Annotated in this window: 12 protein-coding genes and 1 pseudogene; 4 read left to right on the top strand and 9 right to left on the bottom strand. The window is 43.2% G+C overall.

Going from position 1 to position 21,384, the window contains the following annotated elements; translation table 11 throughout:
* The first annotated feature begins 512 nt into the window (after positions 1-512).
* Complete coding sequence (locus QUD05_RS17455) at positions 513-2,864, top strand: putative PEP-binding protein (protein ID WP_289797176.1); 2,352 nt, start codon at positions 513-515, stop codon at positions 2,862-2,864.
* 142 nt (positions 2,865-3,006) lie between these two features.
* Here the strand turns inward: QUD05_RS17455 and QUD05_RS17450 are convergent, their stop codons facing one another.
* The 8 genes and pseudogenes from QUD05_RS17450 to QUD05_RS17415 all read right to left on the bottom strand — a co-directional run bounded on the left by QUD05_RS17450 (position 3,007) and on the right by QUD05_RS17415 (position 10,807).
* A complete protein-coding gene (locus tag QUD05_RS17450; RefSeq protein ID WP_289797175.1) occupies positions 3,007-3,663 on the bottom strand; it encodes a DUF1361 domain-containing protein in 657 nt (218 codons plus the stop codon).
* Positions 3,664-3,852: 189 nt separating this feature from the next.
* On the bottom strand, positions 3,853-4,077 hold the full coding sequence (locus QUD05_RS17445) for a hypothetical protein (protein ID WP_289797174.1): 225 nt from the start codon (positions 4,075-4,077) through the stop codon (positions 3,853-3,855).
* 78 nt (positions 4,078-4,155) lie between these two features.
* Complete coding sequence (locus QUD05_RS17440; protein WP_289797173.1) at positions 4,156-5,418, bottom strand: hypothetical protein; 1,263 nt, start codon at positions 5,416-5,418, stop codon at positions 4,156-4,158.
* Between the two features lie 150 nt (positions 5,419-5,568).
* Positions 5,569-7,545, bottom strand: coding sequence for an iron uptake porin (locus QUD05_RS17435; protein ID WP_289797172.1), 1,977 nt, complete (start codon positions 7,543-7,545; stop codon positions 5,569-5,571).
* 197 nt (positions 7,546-7,742) lie between these two features.
* Entirely contained in the window at positions 7,743-8,219 is a 477-nt protein-coding gene (locus QUD05_RS17430; protein WP_289797171.1) for a hypothetical protein, read from the bottom strand.
* 189 nt (positions 8,220-8,408) lie between these two features.
* Entirely contained in the window at positions 8,409-9,173 is a 765-nt protein-coding gene (locus QUD05_RS17425) for an energy-coupling factor ABC transporter ATP-binding protein (RefSeq protein WP_289797170.1), read from the bottom strand.
* A gap of 65 nt (positions 9,174-9,238) precedes the next feature.
* Positions 9,239-9,891, bottom strand: a pseudogene (locus QUD05_RS17420) (energy-coupling factor transporter transmembrane component T family protein).
* Positions 9,884-10,807, bottom strand: coding sequence for an energy-coupling factor ABC transporter permease (locus QUD05_RS17415; protein ID WP_289797169.1), 924 nt, complete (start codon positions 10,805-10,807; stop codon positions 9,884-9,886). Before QUD05_RS17415 ends, QUD05_RS17420 begins: the two are co-directional and overlap by 8 nt.
* A 926-nt stretch (positions 10,808-11,733) precedes the next feature.
* On the opposite strand from QUD05_RS17415, the gene QUD05_RS17410 reads away from it, so the two are divergent.
* The 3 genes from QUD05_RS17410 (at position 11,734) to QUD05_RS17400 (ending at position 17,954) form a co-directional block, all read left to right on the top strand.
* Complete coding sequence (locus QUD05_RS17410; protein ID WP_289797168.1) at positions 11,734-12,975, top strand: glycosyltransferase; 1,242 nt, start codon at positions 11,734-11,736, stop codon at positions 12,973-12,975.
* A gap of 102 nt (positions 12,976-13,077) precedes the next feature.
* On the top strand, positions 13,078-15,072 hold the full coding sequence (locus QUD05_RS17405) for a glycosyltransferase family 39 protein (RefSeq protein ID WP_289797167.1): 1,995 nt from the start codon (positions 13,078-13,080) through the stop codon (positions 15,070-15,072).
* Positions 15,073-15,425: 353 nt separating this feature from the next.
* Positions 15,426-17,954: a mannose-1-phosphate guanyltransferase gene (locus QUD05_RS17400; RefSeq protein ID WP_289797166.1), complete on the top strand. Its 2,529-nt coding sequence runs from the start codon at positions 15,426-15,428 to the stop codon at positions 17,952-17,954.
* 342 nt (positions 17,955-18,296) lie between these two features.
* On the opposite strand, the gene ileS is transcribed toward QUD05_RS17400, so the two are convergent.
* On the bottom strand, positions 18,297-21,248 hold the full coding sequence (gene ileS, locus QUD05_RS17395; RefSeq protein ID WP_289797165.1) for an isoleucine--tRNA ligase: 2,952 nt from the start codon (positions 21,246-21,248) through the stop codon (positions 18,297-18,299).
* Positions 21,249-21,384 lie beyond the last annotated feature (136 nt).

Here is a 21,384-nt window from a genome sequence, read left to right as displayed (position 1 = left end):
TAGGATTATTTTTCAACAAGATAATATTATTCTGGTAAATAAATGGAGATTTGCATTGTTAAATTGTGGCAACGATCGCCATTTGGGCAAACTACATGAATTTTAAGTTTGCTAAATAGTTGTTTGACTATTTAAAATGAATGAGCTACAAAATTATACCTTAAATTGTTAGATTTAACCTATATACTCAACAATGAAATATGATCCGACCATGTATAAGTAGAGCAAATCAGCTATACAGCGTATTTCAAGTTACTGAAGTACACAACGATTCGTCTCAAAGCCAGCTATCAAGCCTGTTTTACTTCTGATTTTTGACTCCTGTTAGCGCAGCGGGGCGTAGCCCATTCGGAATTTTCCTCTATCCTGCTTCAAAACCCGTAACTTTATAATTCATCCAAAAGAAAACTGCTGTAAGTCCTGAGTACTTTTTATTCAGAAGTCAGTGGATTAACCTGATAACATACCAAAAAGAAATGGCTGTGGCTACAAATAGACAACTAACAAATTGAGTGAATAAACTCTACTGGCTAGATCAAATTAAACTACAAGACCGCGCCAAAGTAGGTGATAAAGCCTTTTACTTGAGCAAAATTATCCAGCGTGGCTATCCGGTGATGCCTGGTTTTGTAGTTTCGGCAGAAATTTTGCGGCAATTTCTCGAAAATCTCAATAGTTCAGAATCATTAGTAGCTGACTTACCCCATTCTTCGCTACATCTTGATGTCACTAATTGGCGTCAACTTCAGCAGGTGGCTAGCCGCTTGCGCCAAGAAATTCTGACTGCGACTGTAACTCAGGAGTGGGTGAGTACAATTTTTCAAGCCGCTAGAGAATGGCAAACTAGCTGTTTGATTCTTCGACCTTCTTTAACAGTATCAACTGCTACTCCAGGTATAAACAACAATATATCGGGTTTACTGGAATCGGTATTTTGCCAGTGCGAACCGGAAGCGATCGCTTTGGCTCTAAAACGTACCTGGAGTCAAATATTTCGAGCTCGGAGTCTATTATATTGGCAGCACTTAGGAATTAATCTGCAACAAATTAATCTCGCAGTTTTGGTGCAACCTGTTGAAAATGCGATCGCCAGTGGCTCGCTCACAACCAATGCCTCTGGGTGGGAAATTGAAGCTACTTTGGGATTAGGAATTGCGATCGCTCTTGGCGAAGTCCAGCCAGATGTTTACTACATTCAACCGGAAACTGGGGTTGTGCTTGAGCAACAACTGGGCAATAAAATGCTGGCTTATGGCGTTGATGATGCAGCGCCTAAAGTTTTTTCGCAACCCGTGCCGAACTCAGCGTTAACAACAGATCGCACCTGTCTGATTACCTATCTACTTCCAGAAGCCCAACAAAAACAGTACTCTTTACAAGAAGAATACTTACAACAAATAATTGCTCTGGGAACTCAACTGGTAAGTGAACTAGGTAAAACCTTTACCATTAAATGGACTATCGCCGAGCAAACTACATCTGGAAAGCTCTACATCACACAAGTTAGTCCTTCACAATCTGTAATTCCCCACTTACACTTCATTCGGGGACTAGGAGCAGCCGGGGGACGGGTTGCAGCCACTGCCCTGGTAATTATTAATCCGCAACAGAAACCCGAACAACTACCGAAGGGAGTCATTTTAGTAATACCAACCATTACACCTGATTGGTTGCCATTATTACAACAAGTTGGTGGTATTATCACAGAACAAGGGGGATTAACCAGTCACGCGGCAATTCTAGCTAGAGAATTAAGTATTACAGCAGTAGTAAATGCAACATCTGCCACAACTTTAATCCAAACTGGCGAACGATTGCTGCTTGATGGCGACAGAGGAGAAGTTTATCGCATCAAAGGAGACTCAAAGGAGGAGATGGAGAGAGGGAGAGAAGAAAATCTTCTTTCCTCCCATCACCCCAATCCGAAAGTGCCTCATCCTGCTGTTACGTCTCATCTACCTATGATTGCTACCCAACTGCTGGTTAACTTGAGTCAATTCACTTTAATAGAACAAGTGCAAAACCTGCCTGTGGATGGAGTGGGATTGTTGCGTTCCGAATTGATGGTACTAAATATATTGAACGGGCAACATCCCAATAGTTGGATTTTAAGCGGGCGTCAGGCAGAATTGTTAGAGCTATGGTCTGAGCAGATTATGCAATTTGCTCGTGCCTTTGCACCAAGACCAGTTTTTTATCGTTCTTTAGATTGGCGATCGCAAGATTTACCATCATTGCGTGATAGTTTAGAATCTTCGCCCCAATCGATGTTAGGTGAACGCGGCACTTTTAGCTATTTACGAAATCCCGCAGTATTTGAGTTGGAACTGAAAGCTTTGGCAAGCGTACAGCGAGCTGGTTACACCAATGTCAACCTACTGTTGCCTTTTGTGCGGACTGTAGAAGAATTTATTTTTTGCCGTCGCAAAGTTGAGCAAGCTTTTTTAACCGAAGTGGCACAGTTTCAATTGTGGATGATGGCAGAAGTACCAAGTGTCTTGTTTTTATTACCAGAATATGTGAAAGCAGGTGTAGCCGGAATTTCTATTGGTACAAATGACCTGACCCAATTATTGCTAGGAGTGGATCGAGAACAAGGGCAGCTAGCCAAAGTATTTAATGAACGTCATCCAGCCGTTATGAGTGCGATCGCTCAACTGATCCAAATGGCTAAAAGTGCCGATATACCTTGTTCAATCTGCGGTCAAGCACCAGCCCTCTATCCAGAAATTATTGATAAATTAGTGGAATGGGGTATTACTTCCATTTCTGTTGAACCGGAAGCAGTCGAACGAACATATCAAGCGATCGCTCGTGCTGAACAACGTCTGATTTTAGCAGCAGCACGACGAAAACTTCAGTAGTTAGAAGTAATAACTACCCCTTGCTTATGAGTTTATTTCACCTCAAGGAGGGTTGAGTTGCATCTTTCTTTTGATAGGCAATATTCATCAAGGGAATTACTAATTAAAAGCCCAAATTTAAAAGCCTAAATCGCCACGTTCATCAAATGTTCGGCGTGTTAGAGTTTGCGCGTTCTGAATTGACGCCGATTCTACTATCTCGTTGGCTAAGACCTAAAGTTACTCGTTTCATAATCCAGTACAAACCTGCAAGTACCACAAAGGTGATAGCAATAATCACCAAGGGCTGTTTTCCCAAAATTTCTTCTACCCCTTTAGTTAGTAAGGCATCGGGTTGAGTAATAAAATCCCAACTGTTGAAACGCAAAAATCGCCCCCAATAAACACCAACAGCACAAAGAAAATGTGTAATCGTCTCAACGCGCCAAATCCATTGGCTCTTACCAATACGATGTAAGTAGTGACCCCAATTAATTAACGATATTACATAAGCTTCAAATCCACCTAAAATTACTAGCAAATATACAGGAATAAGTACCAAAGTAATCATCCATACCGATTGAATGGTGCGGATATCATCTATTAAGTGAATTACATCGGTTAACAAATATGGTGCATTTGGTAAAAAAGCATAGAAAACTAAGAATCCTAGCCACCAAAGCCAAGTGCCGCCACGCCTCATGCGAAATAGCCAGACACTCAAAGCCAAAGGTATAAAAGCCAGAAATAAATTCCAAGTCATCCACTTCATATTAATTTGCAAGACCTGCACAACTCTGGCTATCAATTCTTCTTTCATAGGTGCTTACTTAAAAGATGTTTGATTGATATAGACTCACTTTGTAGTGTTAGTATTAACCTTAGTGATTGATCGAGTTTTTGTAGCCTCCAAGAAAATTAATTGTCTCCAAGATCGGACAAGATTTTTATGTCAGTTAAAAGTAAATGCATACTGATATATGTCCAAAACTTAGAGTTTTTGTATATTTTATGCTGGAGGATGAAATTTATCAATCAATCGGCTTAAGTCTACTAGTATAGCCAGAAAATCATCAGGGTAAAACATACTACCGAAAGGTAGTTTTAGCAACAAAAACGCCGCGAATATATGATGGTGGGCTTTTTTAATTGCAATGTATGCCTCTGTGCTAACTATTATATTGATTTCATTTTGCCCTGCTAGAGTTCCAGAAGCATTCAAAATTTTTGTCAAGTTAGCCTTTGGTTAGGGGCGGGCGTCTCGTCCGCCCCACAAGAAGTAGTTGGATATTTTTTATTGAAAAGTTCCTAACTAACGCAGTAGCACTCGACTACGAGGACCGATCGCTTGTTTGCGTGAAGTTATTGCACAACTCTTAGCAGAATCCTGTGAACAAGCAGCTTGAGCAAGGGTTGCAGGGTTTATCTCCAGAGAATTACCGCTACTGAATTCCATATTAGGTGTAGTAGAGAGCGATGGAGAATTAGATTCAGATGTATAGGTTGTAGGTGTCGAGGAAGCGATCGCACTACCACCACTAACTACAGGTGCAGGAGCGATCGCACTACCACCACTAACTACAGGTGTAGGAGCGATCGCACTACCATCACCAACTACAGGTGCAGGAGCGATCGCACTACCACCACTAACTACAGGTGCAGGAGCGATCGCACTACCATCACCAACTACAGGTGCAGGAGCGATCGCACTACCACCAACTACAGGTGTAGGAGCGATCGCACTACCATCAATTACTGATGGAGGAATGGGTGTACTACCACCGCTAATTACTGGCGGGGGAGTCGGTGTACTACCACCGCTACTTACTGGTGGGGGAGTGGTTGTACTACCACTACCAGTAGTTGGTGGGGGAGTTATGAGAGTTGCAGTTGCAGGTACTTTGATTTGTATTCTTGCTAGGGGTGAGTTAGTCATTTCCAAAGATGTCACCTTTGGCGAACCTGGGAGATCGGATTTGAAATCAAAGACTGTGGGGGTGGCGCTACCATTGCGATCGCTATATCGCACTCCATATCCACTCACTTCAAAAGTGCCTTGATACTGGTTTCCAGTGTTTGGATCGGTGACAGTACCAGTGTATAAGGCTTTTGTGAGATTAAATTCATCCTGAACTACTCCTTGAAATGTGGTTCCTGCCAATTGTCCCTGGTATTTATAGGGTGTTAACTCACCGCCAGAGAGAATCGGCGAAGTGAGAACGCCATTAAAGGAGACAATCGGAATGCCTTTAAAGTCAACAAAATAATGCAGACTACCATCAGAGCGTGTTTGTACCTGCACATAGTCTGACTTGTATATAGGAACATAATTAGGATTGTTCTTAGTACCTAAGTTCCGCGAGTAAGTCCCCGTGTCATCTGTATCAATGCGAGTAGTGCTTTGATTGAAATTGGGATTATTTCTGGGGAGTTGGATAGTACCCGATAATGTACCAGTGCTTTGAATTGTGATTTGAGCAGAAGCACTTGTTCCACCTAAACCGATGAAGACTGCGGCTAAACTGCTGCTGCTAACAAGAACACAACCCAACTGAACTGATGAATTTAATTTCATGAAAAATTTGCTCCTTTAATCACATACAAAAAAAATACGCGTATGTTTACGCATGACTTTTCCTTGCTCCTAATGGATCGTGAAAGCATCTAATACTGAACTAATCAGTATTTAAATAGCGTATTTTATTACGTTTACATCAGTACAAAATTAAAACCGGAAACTTGCTCTTAATGTCCCAACGATTAGTGCATCGTTAGCAGCATTGTGATCGGGATTGAAAATAACGAATAAGCCTGGAGTCAAGGCGATATTGTCGCTCAGTTGGGCGCGGTAAAAAACTTCGACGTGAATTGATGTGTCACTACGTCCACCTGCTGTCCCCCCATCAGAAAAGTTGGGAAAATTGAAGCCGTCGGGTAAAGTACTGGAAGTAATTTTGGGCGGTTGTCCAACGAGAACGCCCCCTAAATTCCCAGGACGCAACAAATTAGGAAAAGCCGCGAACACCATCCAGTTAGTAGTTTCTACACTTCCAGAAAGTTTAGATGGCTTGGAGGAAGTAAAGCCACCCCAACCGCCCAAATGCAAGTTAGGGTTAATTCGCCAAGCAACGGTAGCGCCAATAGCTTGGGTATCGAAAGCTGTAGGATCTGCAAAAGGTGAAATCAGTTGAGAATCACCAATACCACCTCCCAGTAAGCCATCTGGGGAGTGGGAATAGAGATAATGTACGCCGACATCGACGTTATTTGTGGGTGCTAAACTTAACTGAGCGCCAGCAGTATATCTACCACCAAATAGTCCGCCCTGCTTGGTGTCGCCAGGAAAACTGGGTATTTCGGCACTATAAACGCCTTGTAAACTGATGCGATCGCTAATCTGCCAGTCAAAGCCTATACCACCATTCCCGTTACCAATACCTAAAATCGGGTTCCGCTGACCAAATAGAGAAATTGCGCCATCGCTAGAACCTTCTAAAGGGCTAATACCGCGAAAGGTGTTTATCGGATTGACTCCCGCCGTACCGACGACAATTCCTAAGTTATTCGAGGCGAGAAATCGATAAGATAAGTCACTAATAACTAGATTGTTGTTTGTATTTGACTCGAAACCCAACCGCCCCATATTGGTAGATAACAACGATGCATTAGAACCCAAATTACCCGCAGACAGCCCTGTTAATAGCAAATCTCGTCCTGTAAATGACGTTGCTAAGGTTAGTTGGGCGCTACTTGTAAAAGTCACATTGGTTTTTCCCTGGCGTTCAGGTACTCCATCTCTCGGAAACAAATCCACGTCGGGGCTATTGGTTCCCTGCACGCTAAAAATCGCTTGACCAAATAATCTGGTTGTTGTGGAAAACCGATTTCCTTGTAATTCACTAGTCTGCTTTTCCACAGCTTCAACACGCTGCTGTAATTGCTGCAACTCTGCTTTGAACTCGCCCTGTAATCTTTGCAGCAAGATTAAATCTTCCTTATTAACATTATTAATTTTATTGTTAGTGTAGGCGTAGCCCGCACTTCGGCTGCGCTCTTCTCTACAAGAGGCTGCACTTCGACTACGCTCAGTGACCACGCCAACGGCTACGCTCAGGACAGGCTCAGTGACCACCGCAGGCATCGCATCGTTAATCTTCTCCAAACAAGCATTTAAACCAGCCGCAAATTCATAACGGCTGATGCTACGATTCCCCAGATAAGTCCCATCAGCGTATCCCTCAATGCAGCCATAGCGTTCTACTAAAGACTGCAAAGCACCAAAAGACCAGTCGGAGGGTTGCACGTCCTGGAGTTGCGATACTGAGGTGACTTGAGACATTGGGTTGTCTGAGTCTGGAGGATGAGGAGATTGGGGAAATTCTTCTGTACTTTCCTGGTTCTGTACAACTTCTGTTACAGGTTGAGTATCTTTTAATTCAGGTAAGTTAGGGGAACTGATAAATTGAATTTTTTCTCTACTTTTTCTAAGTATATTCTCGTACTTATTTTTGATCGCTGACGAGGTGGTTATATCTGGTTGTACGAATTCAGGTGGTGTAATTTCAGCAGGTGAGACAACTTGAGATAAATTATCCTGTGTTGACTGCTGCACCGGGTTTTCTGGCAGAATTACGGACTTTTCTGGTAAATTGAGCGCAGATATTGGCGCTGTTGCCAGCACACTCACCATCAGTAGACTCATATCACTCCTGGTATTTCATTTGACTTGCACCAATACTTCTTTTGACAGATAAAGTTGGTGTATATCAGGAAATTTTTTGAAAAAAAGTGATAAAAGTTACTGTCTATCCGAGAGGCATCACCGTGTCAGTGGGAGAATGAAAGAGCAGAGGAGAAGTTACAGTAAGTTTTTCCCCTCTGCCCAATGCCTCAGATAGATTATTCTGGCTCGCTACAATACTTATTCATCTGATTCACTAATGTATCTGACTGTTTGCCAAGAGTTGTAGCTGTTGTCAGTGCTGAATCAATTTCGGCTCTAGCCTTTTGGATTTTTACTCTTCCAGATTCTGAGGCTTGTGCTGTCTTGGTTGCACCAAGTGCTTTACCTGCTTTGGCGATCGCTTGACTAAGATTTTGAAAAATCTTCACAAAACCGCTTTGAAATTCTTTCAGCTTCGGATCTTTTAGCTTCAGTTCTCCAATGGATTTAGTCACAAAGTCTAAATCTTTAGATAACTGTATGCTAGTTATCACTTGTGTTCCTTTATTTTTATCAATTAGAGAAGTTCCAGCATTGACAACTCGAATCAGTCGCTGGCACTGGGAAACTTTATTGTCACTGCAACTAGTAACTAATAAAGCAATGCTTAGGCTAACAGGAGTAAGAACAGTATATTTACGTAAAACAGACATTAACACCCCAAAGGCAATTCAACCCACAATATAGTATCCAATATTACGGGTAAATGAGGGGATTGGGCAGAGGGGCAGGGGGAGCAGGGGAAAAGGTTAAAGGTTAAAGGGAAAAGGAATAAATTTAATCTTTCCCCTTTTCCCCTNTACCCTTTTCCCCTTTCCCTTTCCCCATGCCCAATGCCCAAATCACCAATCTATCGGCAAACCCAACTGGTCTAAAGTAGCACCATCTTGTAACAGTGGTTGAATATCGCTGTCTATTTGAATACGACCACCAGACAGTACTAAAGCGCGTTGAGTAACTCTGCCTAGCCAATGGAGATCGTGGGAGGCAATTAAGATCGCTTGCACAGGTAACTTTAATAATACTTGCGCCAAATGACGCCGCCATGCTGGATCGAGACCGTTAGTTGGCTCATCCAAAATTAGAATTGTTGGTTCTAGGGCTAAAATCGAGGCTAGGGCGGCTAGGCGTCTTTGTCCACCAGAAAGTTCGTGGGCGGAACGATTGGCGTAAGCTTCTAGACCAAAATCAGCTAATAACTGGTAGGCGCGATCGCTTGCTTCTGCTGGTGATATCCCATAGTTACGTGGCCCAAAGGTAATATCTTCCAAGATAGTCGGCATAAATAGTTGGTCGTTGGCATCTTGGAAGCTAAAGCCAATTTGACGACGTACTTGGGCTAAAGTTTGTGGTTCTACGGGAATACCATTAATCGTTATTTTCCCAGATTGCGGTTGTTTTAAGCCGATTAGGTTCTCCAACAAGGTACTTTTTCCCGAACCAGTTGCTCCCATCAATGCGACGCGATCGCCTTTGTTCAAGGTAAAAGATATTTCCTGTAATACTGGCTCCTGGTGGGAATATGCATACACCAGGTTCTCAACCTCGACTACAGCTGCATGGGGATTATCGGTTGATAATTGGGGATTAGAAGTCAATGATTTCAAAATTTACAAACTTAATATGTAAGGGAATGGAGACGCAATTAATCGCGTCTCTACTGGGGAGTGGGTTAAATTTTGTAAGAAGTTAGGGTTACGCTAGCAGCGATCGCCCAAGCTAGTAATAGGGCAAAACGTTCTTTTGGTCTGAGGGTAGAATCTATTGGTAATTGTCCGTTGTAACCACGAGCTACCATTGCCGCATAGACTCGCTCTGCTCGATCTAGACTACGGAGATATAAAGCTCCAATCATGGCAGCACTGGCATAGCGCAACCATCCCGTAGTTCCATTCAGACCGCGTAGTTGAGCGCTGCGCCGCATTCGCGTTACTTCTGAAAGCAAAATTTCCATATATTGCCCAGCTAACAACAAGTTTTCCTTTAAAGGTGCTGGTACTGGTAACGTTTTAAGGGCAATGCCGAAACTGTGGGGGGTAAGGTTAACAAAAAACTATTCATCGTCACCAGACAAACTAGCGAACGAACTAGCAAAAAAGTGGCTCGTTCCCATCCCTGGGGCAATGCTAACAATGACAAAAAAATCAATTCTGTGCCGAGTAATCCTCCCAATTGGCGAATTGGTACGCGCAAGAAGCAAGCCCATAAAATTGCGATCGCGCCATATACACTTAGTCCATACCAGGCAGAATGCTTTAATAAAGCTGCCCCCACCACAATCACTAGAGACAGTTGCAAGCGTAGCGGTAAGGAAAGTTTAAGCATTCTTCGGTTTCACTACCTTGGCAATTCCAAAGGCAACAGCAAAGCAAACCGCAGCTCCCACCAGCCCAGCGATACTAGTGCCAATTGCCCCCAAGCCCTCAATTCCATAGTCAGCCAAGGGAGTCGGCACAATTATCCGTACTTTCTGGGCTAAGTCGATAAAGCCCGTATTTTCGGCAACTTTCTCCAAACCATCAGGCCATGCTGAGGCAAAGAGTGAGAGTACTCCCGCAATTAAGAAAATAGTGACAATAGGCACTGACCAGCCGCGAAACTCCTGCTGTTCCCCTGGCAATAAATCTGGTCGAGCGGTGGCCAGATAAGTCAGCACACCCCCGGTAATCAGCCCTTCGCCAATACCGATCAAAATATGCACACCAGTCATGGCTGGTAAAACTATCGCTACAGGTGCAGTTCCAGAGAGGGCTAATTCAATGGCACAAGCGATCGCAGCTACCACTACACTTACACCCCCTGCTATACCAGCAGCCAAAGGTAAGCGCCCTTTAGATCCGCCAAACAACCGTTGCAAGGTTTCGGTTAAAACCCAGCCTACCCAAACACCAATCACTCCCATATTCAAAATATTTGCTCCCAAGGCAGTAATACCACCATCAGCAAATAACACAGCTTGAATAATTAAAACTGTGGCGATACACAACGTTCCTGCCCAAGGACTGCCTAAAACGATCGCAGCTAAGGTTCCCCCTAACAAGTGACCACTAGTACCTCCTGCTACTGGAAAATTGATCATCTGGGCAGCAAAAATGAAGGCGGTGGTGAGTCCCAATATCGGGGCACGACGAATCCCAAAAGCCTCTTGCGATCGCCCGAAAGCAACAAACAACGCTGCCGCACTCGCTAAACCAGTAGCCCCTGCCACCGGAATAGAAACAAATCCATCAGGAATATGCATGATCTACCCTGTATTCTTAGTGGTTCATTTACTCAAAACAAGCAATAAAACTACGCCATCTAATTTAATAACAAACAAAATTTTTCTGTTTTTTGCAATGCCCTATCGGGGGATTTTATAGTGTTACTTTTGACATATTTTCAATTTAGTGTCTACTAAACAGTATACTTATTTAGTAACATATTAATTTTTGTTAAGCTTATTTTTGATATTGCGAAACGTTGATAAATCTTCCAAAACGAGACTGTACATATCTAGTCTCGTTTGGTTAATCAAATTACTTCTAAAAACTGGTAAGAACGAAACATTAACTGCCTTTTACCTTGATGGAGTAGTTCGTTTTTTCAAAAATCAAATAGGAATTTATAACTGCTTTTATGGTTAACAAATAGCTATAACTATTTATCAAAGAAAAATTTTGATTTTTCTTTGTTTTGTAGTGTTTAATTAATTGAATATTTATTGCATCAACAAATAAGTTTTTACGGGTGTAACAAGCTTATGTAATCAGCATTTGCACTTTCTTCTTACCTTGCTGTAAAAACAATAATGTATAAGCATATTACCAAGATTTACGATACTCCATACTAAAATAATATTCCCCGTAGTATCATTAAAAAATTATAAAGATATGCTGAATAAAATGTATATTTGCTGACTGAGTTTACTTAAAATTACACGATATTTTACTAAAAAATACGTAATTTTTCATATATTATCATAAAAACAAGGGGTAAAATGTAAAATTTAGATTAATTTAGGAAAATACTGGGATCGAAGTGCGGGAATTACTAAACTTTCAGGGCAACTAACTGTAACAAAAGGATTCCTCAACTTTTGAGCAACTAGGTTTAGTCAATAAAGTCAGCAGATGTTTGATTCTATTTTCCACGGACTTTACACACCCTCGTTTTGCAATTTGGAATATGAAAACAAACTCATCCAACTCGCTGTTACCAGTATCAACTGGCCCACTAAAGATTTCAGAGTTGCCCCCCAACCCCGTGGGTATAGATGATGATAATTCTATTCATCTTTCTCTAGTGATTCCTACTTATAAAGAGCGTGACAACATCAAGAATGTAGTCAGTATATTGAGTCAATTACTGGATGAATCTATTGCAGGAAACTATGAACTAATAGTAGTAGATGATGATAGCCCAGACCGAACCTGGGAGATAGCGCAATCTTTGACGACAGAATACCTCCAGTTGCGAGTGATGCGACGCCAACAAGAACGGGGTCTGTCCTCAGCGGTGATTCGTGGGTGGCAAGCAGCTACGGGGAGTGTACTGGGGGTGATTGATGGAGATTTACAGCATCCACCAGAGGTATTAATACAACTGTTGCATAATATTGATCAGGGAGCAGATTTGGCAGTAGCTAGCCGTCATGTAGAAGGAGGCGGTGTTAGTAGTTGGAGTGTTGTTAGGCGTTTCTTGTCTCGTGGCGCTCAGTTGTTAGGCTTGGTAATCTTACCGGGGGTAGTGGGCAGAGTTTCTGACCCGATGAGTGGTTATTTTATGGTGCGCCGGAGTGCGATCGCAGGTGCGACACTCAATCCAGTTGGATATAAAATTCTTCTAGAAGTAATTGGCCGGGGAAAAGTAGACCAAGTTGCCGAGGTTGGGTATGTATTTTGCGAACGCAAAGAGGGTGAGAGTAAGGTGACATGGAAGCAATATATAGATTACATCCACCACTTAGTGCGATTGCGGCTTTCCACAGGGAAAGTAGGACGATTGAGTAGAAAAGTCAATTTCCCCGTCGGTCGATTTGTCCGTTTTGGGTTTGTTGGCTTTAGTGGTGTGTTTGTGGATTTAACGGTGTTTCACTTACTGCGTACTGTAATTCATTTAGGTTTAACTCGCAGTACGATTCTTTCGGCCGGAGTGGCAATCGTAAATAATTTCCTATGGAATGACGTATGGACTTTTAGTGATATTTCTCAAAGGCAACGTGCTTTGCATCAACGTTTCAAGCGATTTTTGAAGTTCAGCGCGGTCTGTTTGGCAGGAGTTATATTACAAGCTCTAATAATTAATTTTCTCTATAATATCTTGGAAATAAATCAGTATTTAGCTAAGTTGATCGCGATCGCAGTTGCTACCATCTGGAATTTCTGGGTTAATTTGAAACTTAGCTGGCGCGTCACAGACGTGAAATAATCACAACGAGGGATTTGAGCTTTAGATTTTTGTTTTTAGATTTTAGAACGAACTTAAATCTCAAACGTCAAATCTACAAATCCATGACTGTGAGGCCCAGCAATGAGAGTTCTTTTCCAAGGTGCATTTTATTTTTACAAAAAAATTATCTCGTTGCTACCTGCATCTGCTATACATTTCCTGCCTCTGGCAGATAAAAACTCTGGCTCACAACGCAAGCATTGGCATAATTGGCATCGCCTTCCTCCTTTTTGGGTTAATCTCTTGCTGATCTTAATCTGGTTGATCGTCGGCATCAGCTTGCGCCTCACTAACTTGACTGCAAAGCCTCCTTGGACTGACGAGTTTGCCACCTTGGTGTTTAGCTTGGGGAATACTTTTTTATCAGTTCCCCTCGATCAAGCGATCGCACCTGATATTCTATTACAACCACTGCAACCAAACCCAGCGGCTAGTATTGGTGATGTCATTCATAACTTAGCCACACAAGATAGTCATCCACCACTGTATTTTGTGCTGGCTTATCTGTGGATGAAATTATTTCCCAGCGACGGAGGATTAGTATCGCTGTTTGGGGCGCGATTGCTACCAGCTATATTCGGCGCTGCCTCCATTCCGTGTGTTTATGTATTAGGTAGAGTAGCATTTCGTTCGTCATTAGTAGGACACTTGACTGCTGCCATGATGGCAATATCACCTTATGGCGTATTTTTAGCACAAGAAGCGCGTCATTACACTTTGGCAATCTTATGGGTAATTGGTTCCCTCACCTGCTTAGTAATTGCCACACGTCATATTCAAAACCGCACACCTTTACCTATATGGGTAGCACTTTTCTGGATAGGAATTAATGCTTTAGGTATTGCTACTCATTATTTTTTCACCCTGACTCTTTGCACAGAAGTCGTAGTTTTGATTTTTCTGGCTTGGCTTCAATTGCAAACTAGCAGTTCGCCAAGTGAACTTGGCAGGGTAAAGGGTAAGGGGGAAGGGGGAAAGGTTTTAAATCCTTTACCCTTTACCCTTTCCCCTTTCCCCAGCCCTCACCCAGCATTTTTGGGTTGGCAGACTACTAGCAGCAAATTTTCTCTCCTCTTCTCTCCTCCCTGGCGGCGCATCTATGCCGTTGCAATAGGTACTTGTGTAGCAGGTTTAATTTGGATACCAACCTTGTTAGAGAATGAAAATCGTGGTGCTTTGACCGAGTGGATTCGAGGTTCGCGCGTTGGACTAGATTGGTTAAGCCCAATTTTTCAAGCTTTAGGAACATTGATTGCCATGATTTCCCTATTACCAGTTGAATCTTCTCAAGCTTTGGTTGTGATTCCTTCTGGGGTAGTGATGCTGACTTTCTTTATTTGGGCAGTACCAATTTTGCTGCGTGGGATAAAAATTCAACTACAGCATCCAGAAAACCGGATAATGATTCAGGTGTTTGCTGGAGTAGTTATCAGTGCGATCGCAATCTTCTTTATCTTTACGTACTTTTTGGGTATTGACCTCACCAGGGGTGCTAGATATAACTTTGTTTACTTTCCCGCGATCGTGGTTTTACTAGGTGCAAGTCTCGCAGTTTGTTGGCATCCTCCCCAGGAATGGATGGAAACAGAGCCAGGGAAAAATGGGATAACAAGCATAGGTAAATGGGGAATAAACGGAAAAAAAGCCGTAATGTTAATTTGGTTAATGGGATTTTTCAGTGCAGTTACAGTAATCTGCAATCTCGGCTATCAAAAATATTATCGTCCTGACCTGTTTGTGCAACTAATTCAACAAACATCCCCAACACCAGTACTGATTGCCACCACCCACAAGACTTATGTACACACTGGGGAAATGATGGGAGTTGCGAGGGAAATTAAACGTGCAAATTCACTCCAAAATCCTCTGTTTCTCCTGGCTCATCAAGATCGAGATCCGAATGCTTCCACCATTGCTCTGGAAAATACTTTAAAACAATTACCACGACCTTTTGACTTGTGGCTGGTAAACTTTCACGACCCAGTAGCAGAAACCGTGAAAACATGTGTTACGTCTGATACTCAATCTTTGCCACCCGTAGACGGCTACGAATATGAACTTTATCATTGCCAATAAGGTGGGGACTGGGGACTGGGGAAAAGGTTAAAGGTTAAAGGGTAAAGGGTAAAGGGATAAATTTAACCTTTCCCCCTTACCCCTTTCCCTTTGCCCATTCCCAATGCCCAATCGAACTTTATCATTGCTAATAAGGTGGGGACTGGGGTAAAGGGTAAAGGGTAAAGGGATAAATTCAACCTTTCCCCCTTACCCCTTTCCCTTTGCCCATTCCCAATGCCCAATCCCCAATCTATATGCATCTTGTGGAAGTTCCTCAAATATCAATATCCATAGGAGACTAGAGAAAGAATAACAAAGTCTATCTGATACGTTTTCAAGCAGCAAAGGCTGTAACTAGTTAAGGAGGATTTATGCGTGCAGTACTGATGGCAGGGGGTTCGGGAACGCGGCTTCGCCCGTTAACTTGCGATTTGCCGAAACCGATGGTGCCGATTCTAAATCGACCAATTGCCGAACATATTATTAATCTCCTCAAACGACATCAAATTACAGAAGTTATTGCAACATTGCATTATTTACCTGATGTCTTGCGAGACTATTTTCAAGATGGCAGCGATTTTGGCGTGCAGATGACTTATGCTGTCGAAGAAGATCAGCCTTTAGGTACAGCTGGCTGTGTGAAAAACATTGCCGAACTTCTGGATGAAACTTTTTTAGTCATTAGCGGTGATAGCATAACAGATTTTGACCTGACGGCTGCGATCGCATTTCACAAACAAAATAAGTCAAAAGCTACTTTGATTTTAACCAGGGTTCCCAACCCGATTGAATTTGGAGTGGTGATTACCGATGAGGAAGGACGGATTCGGCGATTTTTAGAAAAACCCTCTAGTAGTGAAATTTTTTCTGATACCGTTAACACTGGTACTTACATTCTCGAACCAGAAGTTTTGGAATATCTGCCAGCAAATGTTGAATGTGACTTTTCCAAAGACTTATTCCCCTTACTACTAGCAAAAGATGAGCCAATGTATGGTTACATTGCTCAAGGTTACTGGTGTGATGTCGGTCACTTAGATGCCTATCGTGAGGCTCAGTATGACGCCTTAGACCGGAAAGTAAATCTCGATTTTGCCTACAAAGAGGTTTCTCATGAGTTATGGGTAGGCCAAAATACTTATATTGACCAGACGGCTGTGATTGAAACCCCAGCAGTAATTGGTGACAATTGCCGCATCGGGGCAAGAGTCCAAATTGAGGCAGGAACCGTAATTGGGGATAATGTCACTATTGGTGCTGATGCTAATCTCAAACGTCCCATCGTGTGGAATGGGGCATTCATTGGCGATGAAGCACATCTTTCTGCCTGTGTGATTTCCCGTGGCACTCGTGTAGATCGCCGCGCCCATGTATTAGAAGCTGCTGTTGTGGGTTCGCTTTCCACAGTGGGAGAAGAAGCCCAAATTAGCCCCGGCGTGCGCGTTTGGCCCAGTAAAAAGATTGAATCAGGGGCAGTTTTAAACATTAACTTGATTTGGGGAAACACCGCCCAACGGAATTTATTTGGGCAACGTGGTGTCCAAGGATTAGCTAATATCGACATCACCCCAGAATTCGCTGTGAAATTGGGATCTGCTTACGGTTCAACTTTGAAACCTGGTTCTAAAGTAACGGTTTCCCGCGACCAGCGTAATGTTTCTCGGATGGTGACGCGATCGCTGATTGCTGGTTTAATGTCTGTAGGTATTGATATTCAAAATCTCGATGCCACAGCTATCCCCATTGCCCGCACAGTTATACCCACAATGTCGGTAGCTGGTGGTATCCACGTCCGGGTACATCCCGATCGCCCTGATTACATTCTAATTGAATTCATGGATGCTAAGGGCATTAATATCACCAAAGCCCTGGAAAAGAAAATCGAAGGGGCTTACTTTAAGGAGGATATGCGGCGGGCGCTAATTCATGAAATTGGCGATGTGTCTTATCCTAGCCAAGTCATGGAGCGGTACTGCACTGCTTTTGAAAAACTTTTGCATGTGCATACACTCCGCAACAGCCGCGCCAAAGTGGTGATTGATTATGTTTATGCGGTATCAGGGGCAGTTTTACCCCAAATGTTGGATAAATTTGGCGCTGATGCCGTGGTATTGAATGCCAGTGTCAATAAAAGTGCGATGTCAATCACCGATCGCGAAGGATTGCTGACTCAGTTAGGTCATGTAGTGGAGGCATTGAAAGCTAACTTTGGGGTGCAAGTATCCGCTAATGGAGAACAGCTAATTTTAGTTGATGAATCAGGCTACCCAATTCGTGGAGAAATTTTAACAGCACTGATGGTAGACATGATATTAACCGCTAACCCCAGAGGGACAGTAGTTGTACCAGTTCATGCTTCCAGTGCGATTGAACAAGTTGCCCGTCGCCATGATGGTAGAGTGATTCGCACTAAAGCCAACCCGACAGCTTTAATGGAAGCTTGTCAGAAAAACCCGAATGTGGTGCTAGGAGGTAGTGGAGAAACTGGTTTTATTTTCCCGCAACTGCATCCGGGATTTGATTCCATGTTCTGCATTGCGAAGATCATTGAGATGTTGACTATCCAAGAGCGATCGCTTGCTGCGGCGCGGTCAGAATTGCCCCGTGTAATTCACAAAACTTATACAGTCCGTTGCCCGTGGACAGCTAAGGGTGCTTTGATGCGTTACTTGGTAGAAACTCACCCAGCCCAAAATCTAGAATTAATTGATGGAGTAAAAATTTGTCAACCCTACGATGACAGTTGGCTGTTAGTTTTACCAGATGCCAGCGAACCACTGGTGCATTTGTATGCAAATAGCAACGATCGCGAATGGGTAGATGAGACTGTGAGAAACTACCGCACCCGTGTTCAGTCGTTTGTAGAAAGACAACAAGAATATCAACCAACCGAAGTGTAATTCGTAATTAACCGCCTATAGCCAGAGGCGGGCAAGATGCCCGCCCCACAAGATTGGATAATTTATTTATTGGAAGTCCCTAAGTGCATTTAGCTATTACGTTAGTGATTTCTAGTCTGTTAGAGGATGTCTGAAAAGTTTTTTTGTATACATCTAACCTTTGGAGATCCCCCTAAATCCACGCCACTTGCTCATGGGGGAAACCCCCAAGACCGCAGTGGCTCCCCTTAAAAAGGGGGACTTTAAGACTCTTATTCCCCCCTTTTTTAAGGGGGGTTAGGGGGGATCAAGAAATATTTGATACTTCTCAGACATCTTCTTAGCACCGTGGGATTTTTGCTTTTAAAACTCTCCAGCTAAGGCTGCAACGCATCGTTCGCAAATTAGGGGATGTTTTGCTGATTCTCCCACATGAGTAGAGTAGTTCCAACAGCGATCGCATTTTTGCCCATCTGCTTTTACTACACCAATTGTCCAGTCTTCTGTCTGTGCTGTATATTCTAATCCTTGCAACCCTTGAGCAGAATCTAATAATTCCACCTGGGAAGTCAGCAATAAATACCGCAGTTCGTCAATCCCGTTACCCTTAACTGGGTTAAAGGCTTTGATAGCATCACCTAATTGTTTGTGAGGGATATGAATCAAAGCTTTCGCCTCCAGGGAAGAACCAATGAGTTTTTCTATCCTGGCTTGTTCCAACACCTTATTAACATCGGTACGGAGTTGTCGCAGTGTTTCCCAAAATTCTGCTAAATCTGGATTACGCCATTTTTCTTCAACCTGCACCCAACTGGCTTCAAACACTGATTTGTAAGGTGTTTTGTAAGGGAGATATTGCCAGATATCTTCGGCAGTGTGAGATAACACTGGTGCGATCGCTCGTGCTAAATTATCTAAAGCTATTTTCAGCACCGTTTGACAACTGCGACGGCGGAAAGCATCTTTTGCACTGATGTACAGCCTGTCTTTGGCAACATCTAAATAAAAGTTGGATAAATCCACCACGCAGAAATTCTGCACTGTTTGGAAAAAGCGGAAGAATTGGAAACTCTCAAAAGCTTGAGTGACTTCTTCAAATACTTCGGTGATGCGGTGCAGCATATAACGGTCAAGTTCGGGCAATTCCTCGAAGGGAACTGCATCTTTTTCCGGGTCAAAATCATCCAAGCTACCCAACAAAAACCGCGCCGTATTACGAATTTTACCCCTAACATCATTCATTTGCTTAATGATGTTTTTGCCAATGCGGACATCGCCGGAGTAGTCAACCGATGATACCCACAATCGCAATACATCTGCACCGTAAGGCGGTTCTACTTTTTGATTTTTGCCGCCTTCAATGATTGTATTTGGATCGACCACATTTCCTTCTGACTTGCTCATTTTTCGCCCTTGTTCGTCCAAAGCGAAGCCGTGAGTTAGCACAGTTTTGTAAGGTGCAATGTCATTTACCGCTACACTGGTGAGCAAACTTGACTGAAACCAACCGCGATGTTGGTCGGAACCTTCCAAATATATATCAGCAGGGTAGCGTAACTCTGGACGCTGTTGAACTACAGCTGCCCAAGATGAGCCAGAATCAAACCATACATCCATTGTGTCTGTACCCCGGCGGTACGACTTGCCATTATTACGATAAGATTCTGGTAATAATTCCTCAACTGAAAGTTCCCACCAAGCATCGGAACCTTTTTCAGCGATGATTCCTTGGACGTGGTTGATAATTTCTTCATTCAGCAGTGGTTCTCCCGTGGCTTCGTCGTAGAAAACGGGAATGGGTACACCCCAAGCGCGTTGACGAGAGATACACCAATCGGAACGTTCCGCCACCATTGGCGTGATGCGATTTTCACCTTGGGCTGGAATCCATTTTACCGTGGCGATCGCCTTCAATGCTTCTTCTCTAAATCCTTCCACAGAAGCAAACCATTGTTCAGTGGCGCGGAAAATTGTTGGCTTCTTCGTCCGCCAATCATAAGGATATTTGTGGGGATATGGTTCTTCCTTCAACAAAGAACCAGCCGCAGCCAGTGCATCAATCACCGCTTGATTCCCATCACCCAGCACATTCAACCCCGCAAATTGTCCCGCTTCTTCGGTAAAATTGCCATTGTCATCCACTGGTGCAAGGATGGGTAAACCGTAGCGTTGACCAACAATGTAGTCTTCTTGACCATGACCCGGTGCAGTATGTACCAACCCAGTACCCGATTCAGTAGTGATGTAATCACCGCCGACAACAATCGGACTTTCGCGGTCATATAGAGGATGACGATAAGTAGTATGTTCTAAATCATTCCCTTTGAATGTGGCTTTTACAGTTAATTCAACTCCCAACGTTGAAGATAAACGTTCCACTAAATCAGCAGCAACAATGAGATAGCGGAACCTCACCCCCTCAGTCCCCCTCTTCGTTAACAGAGAGGCGGAAGCTACTTCCTCACTCCCCCTCCCTGCTTGCGGGGAGGGGGTTGGAGGGTGGGGTTCTACTTCCACCACTGCATAATTCAAATCTGCATTTACCGCCACCGCCAAATTCCCTGGAATTGTCCAAGGTGTAGTCGTCCAGATAGCCACGCCCAAATCTGACTGATATTCCGCCAACAGTGGTTTTACAGTTTCCGCCAAACTTGTGATTGCAAAAGCTGCATAGATACTACGAGAAACATGACCTTCAGGATATTCCAACTCAGCTTCAGCCAAAGCAGTTTTAGAACTGGGACTCCAGTGAACCGGCTTTAAACCGCGATAGATGTAGCCTTTTAAGAACATCTGACCAAACACGCCAATTTGAGCCGCTTCATATTCCGGCTTCAAAGTTAGATAAGGGTTTTCCCAATCACCCCAAATACCGTAGCGTTTAAAATTTTGGCGCTGGTTATCTACCGTCGCTAGTCCAAATTCTTTCGCTTTCTGCCGCAGTTGTAAAGACGTTAAATTTTGCCGTTCTGCTGACTTCATGTTCTGCAAAACTTTTAACTCAATTGGCAATCCGTGACAATCCCAACCAGGGACGTAGCGAACTTTACGCCCTTGTAACATTTGGTAGCGGTTAATAATATCTTTGAGAATTTTATTTAAGGCATGACCAATATGGAGTGAGCCATTAGCGTAGGGAGGCCCATCGTGCAGTATAAATAATTCGCCGGGGTTATTTTCAAAGAGGCGATCGTAAATTTTATTTTCTTCCCAAAATTTTTGGATTTCCGGCTCGCGCTTGATGGCGTTTGCCCGCATATCAAAATTAGTCTTGGGTAGGTTTACAGTATCTTTGTAACTTCCTGATTCGGTCACAGTCTCATGCCTAGAATTAGGTGTGCAGGTTTTACTAATTATAGAAGATGGCGTCAAGAACTCTATCAGGCTTCACGGCTGAGGATGGAGCTTTCAATAATTAATTCTTGCGTATTAGACAAGCCCACTGAGCCTA

Source organism: Nostoc sp. GT001, from assembly GCF_030382115.1.
In the GTDB taxonomy this organism is placed as follows: Bacteria; Cyanobacteriota; Cyanobacteriia; order Cyanobacteriales; family Nostocaceae; genus Nostoc.
This window is presented reverse-complemented; position numbering and strand designations above follow the sequence as displayed.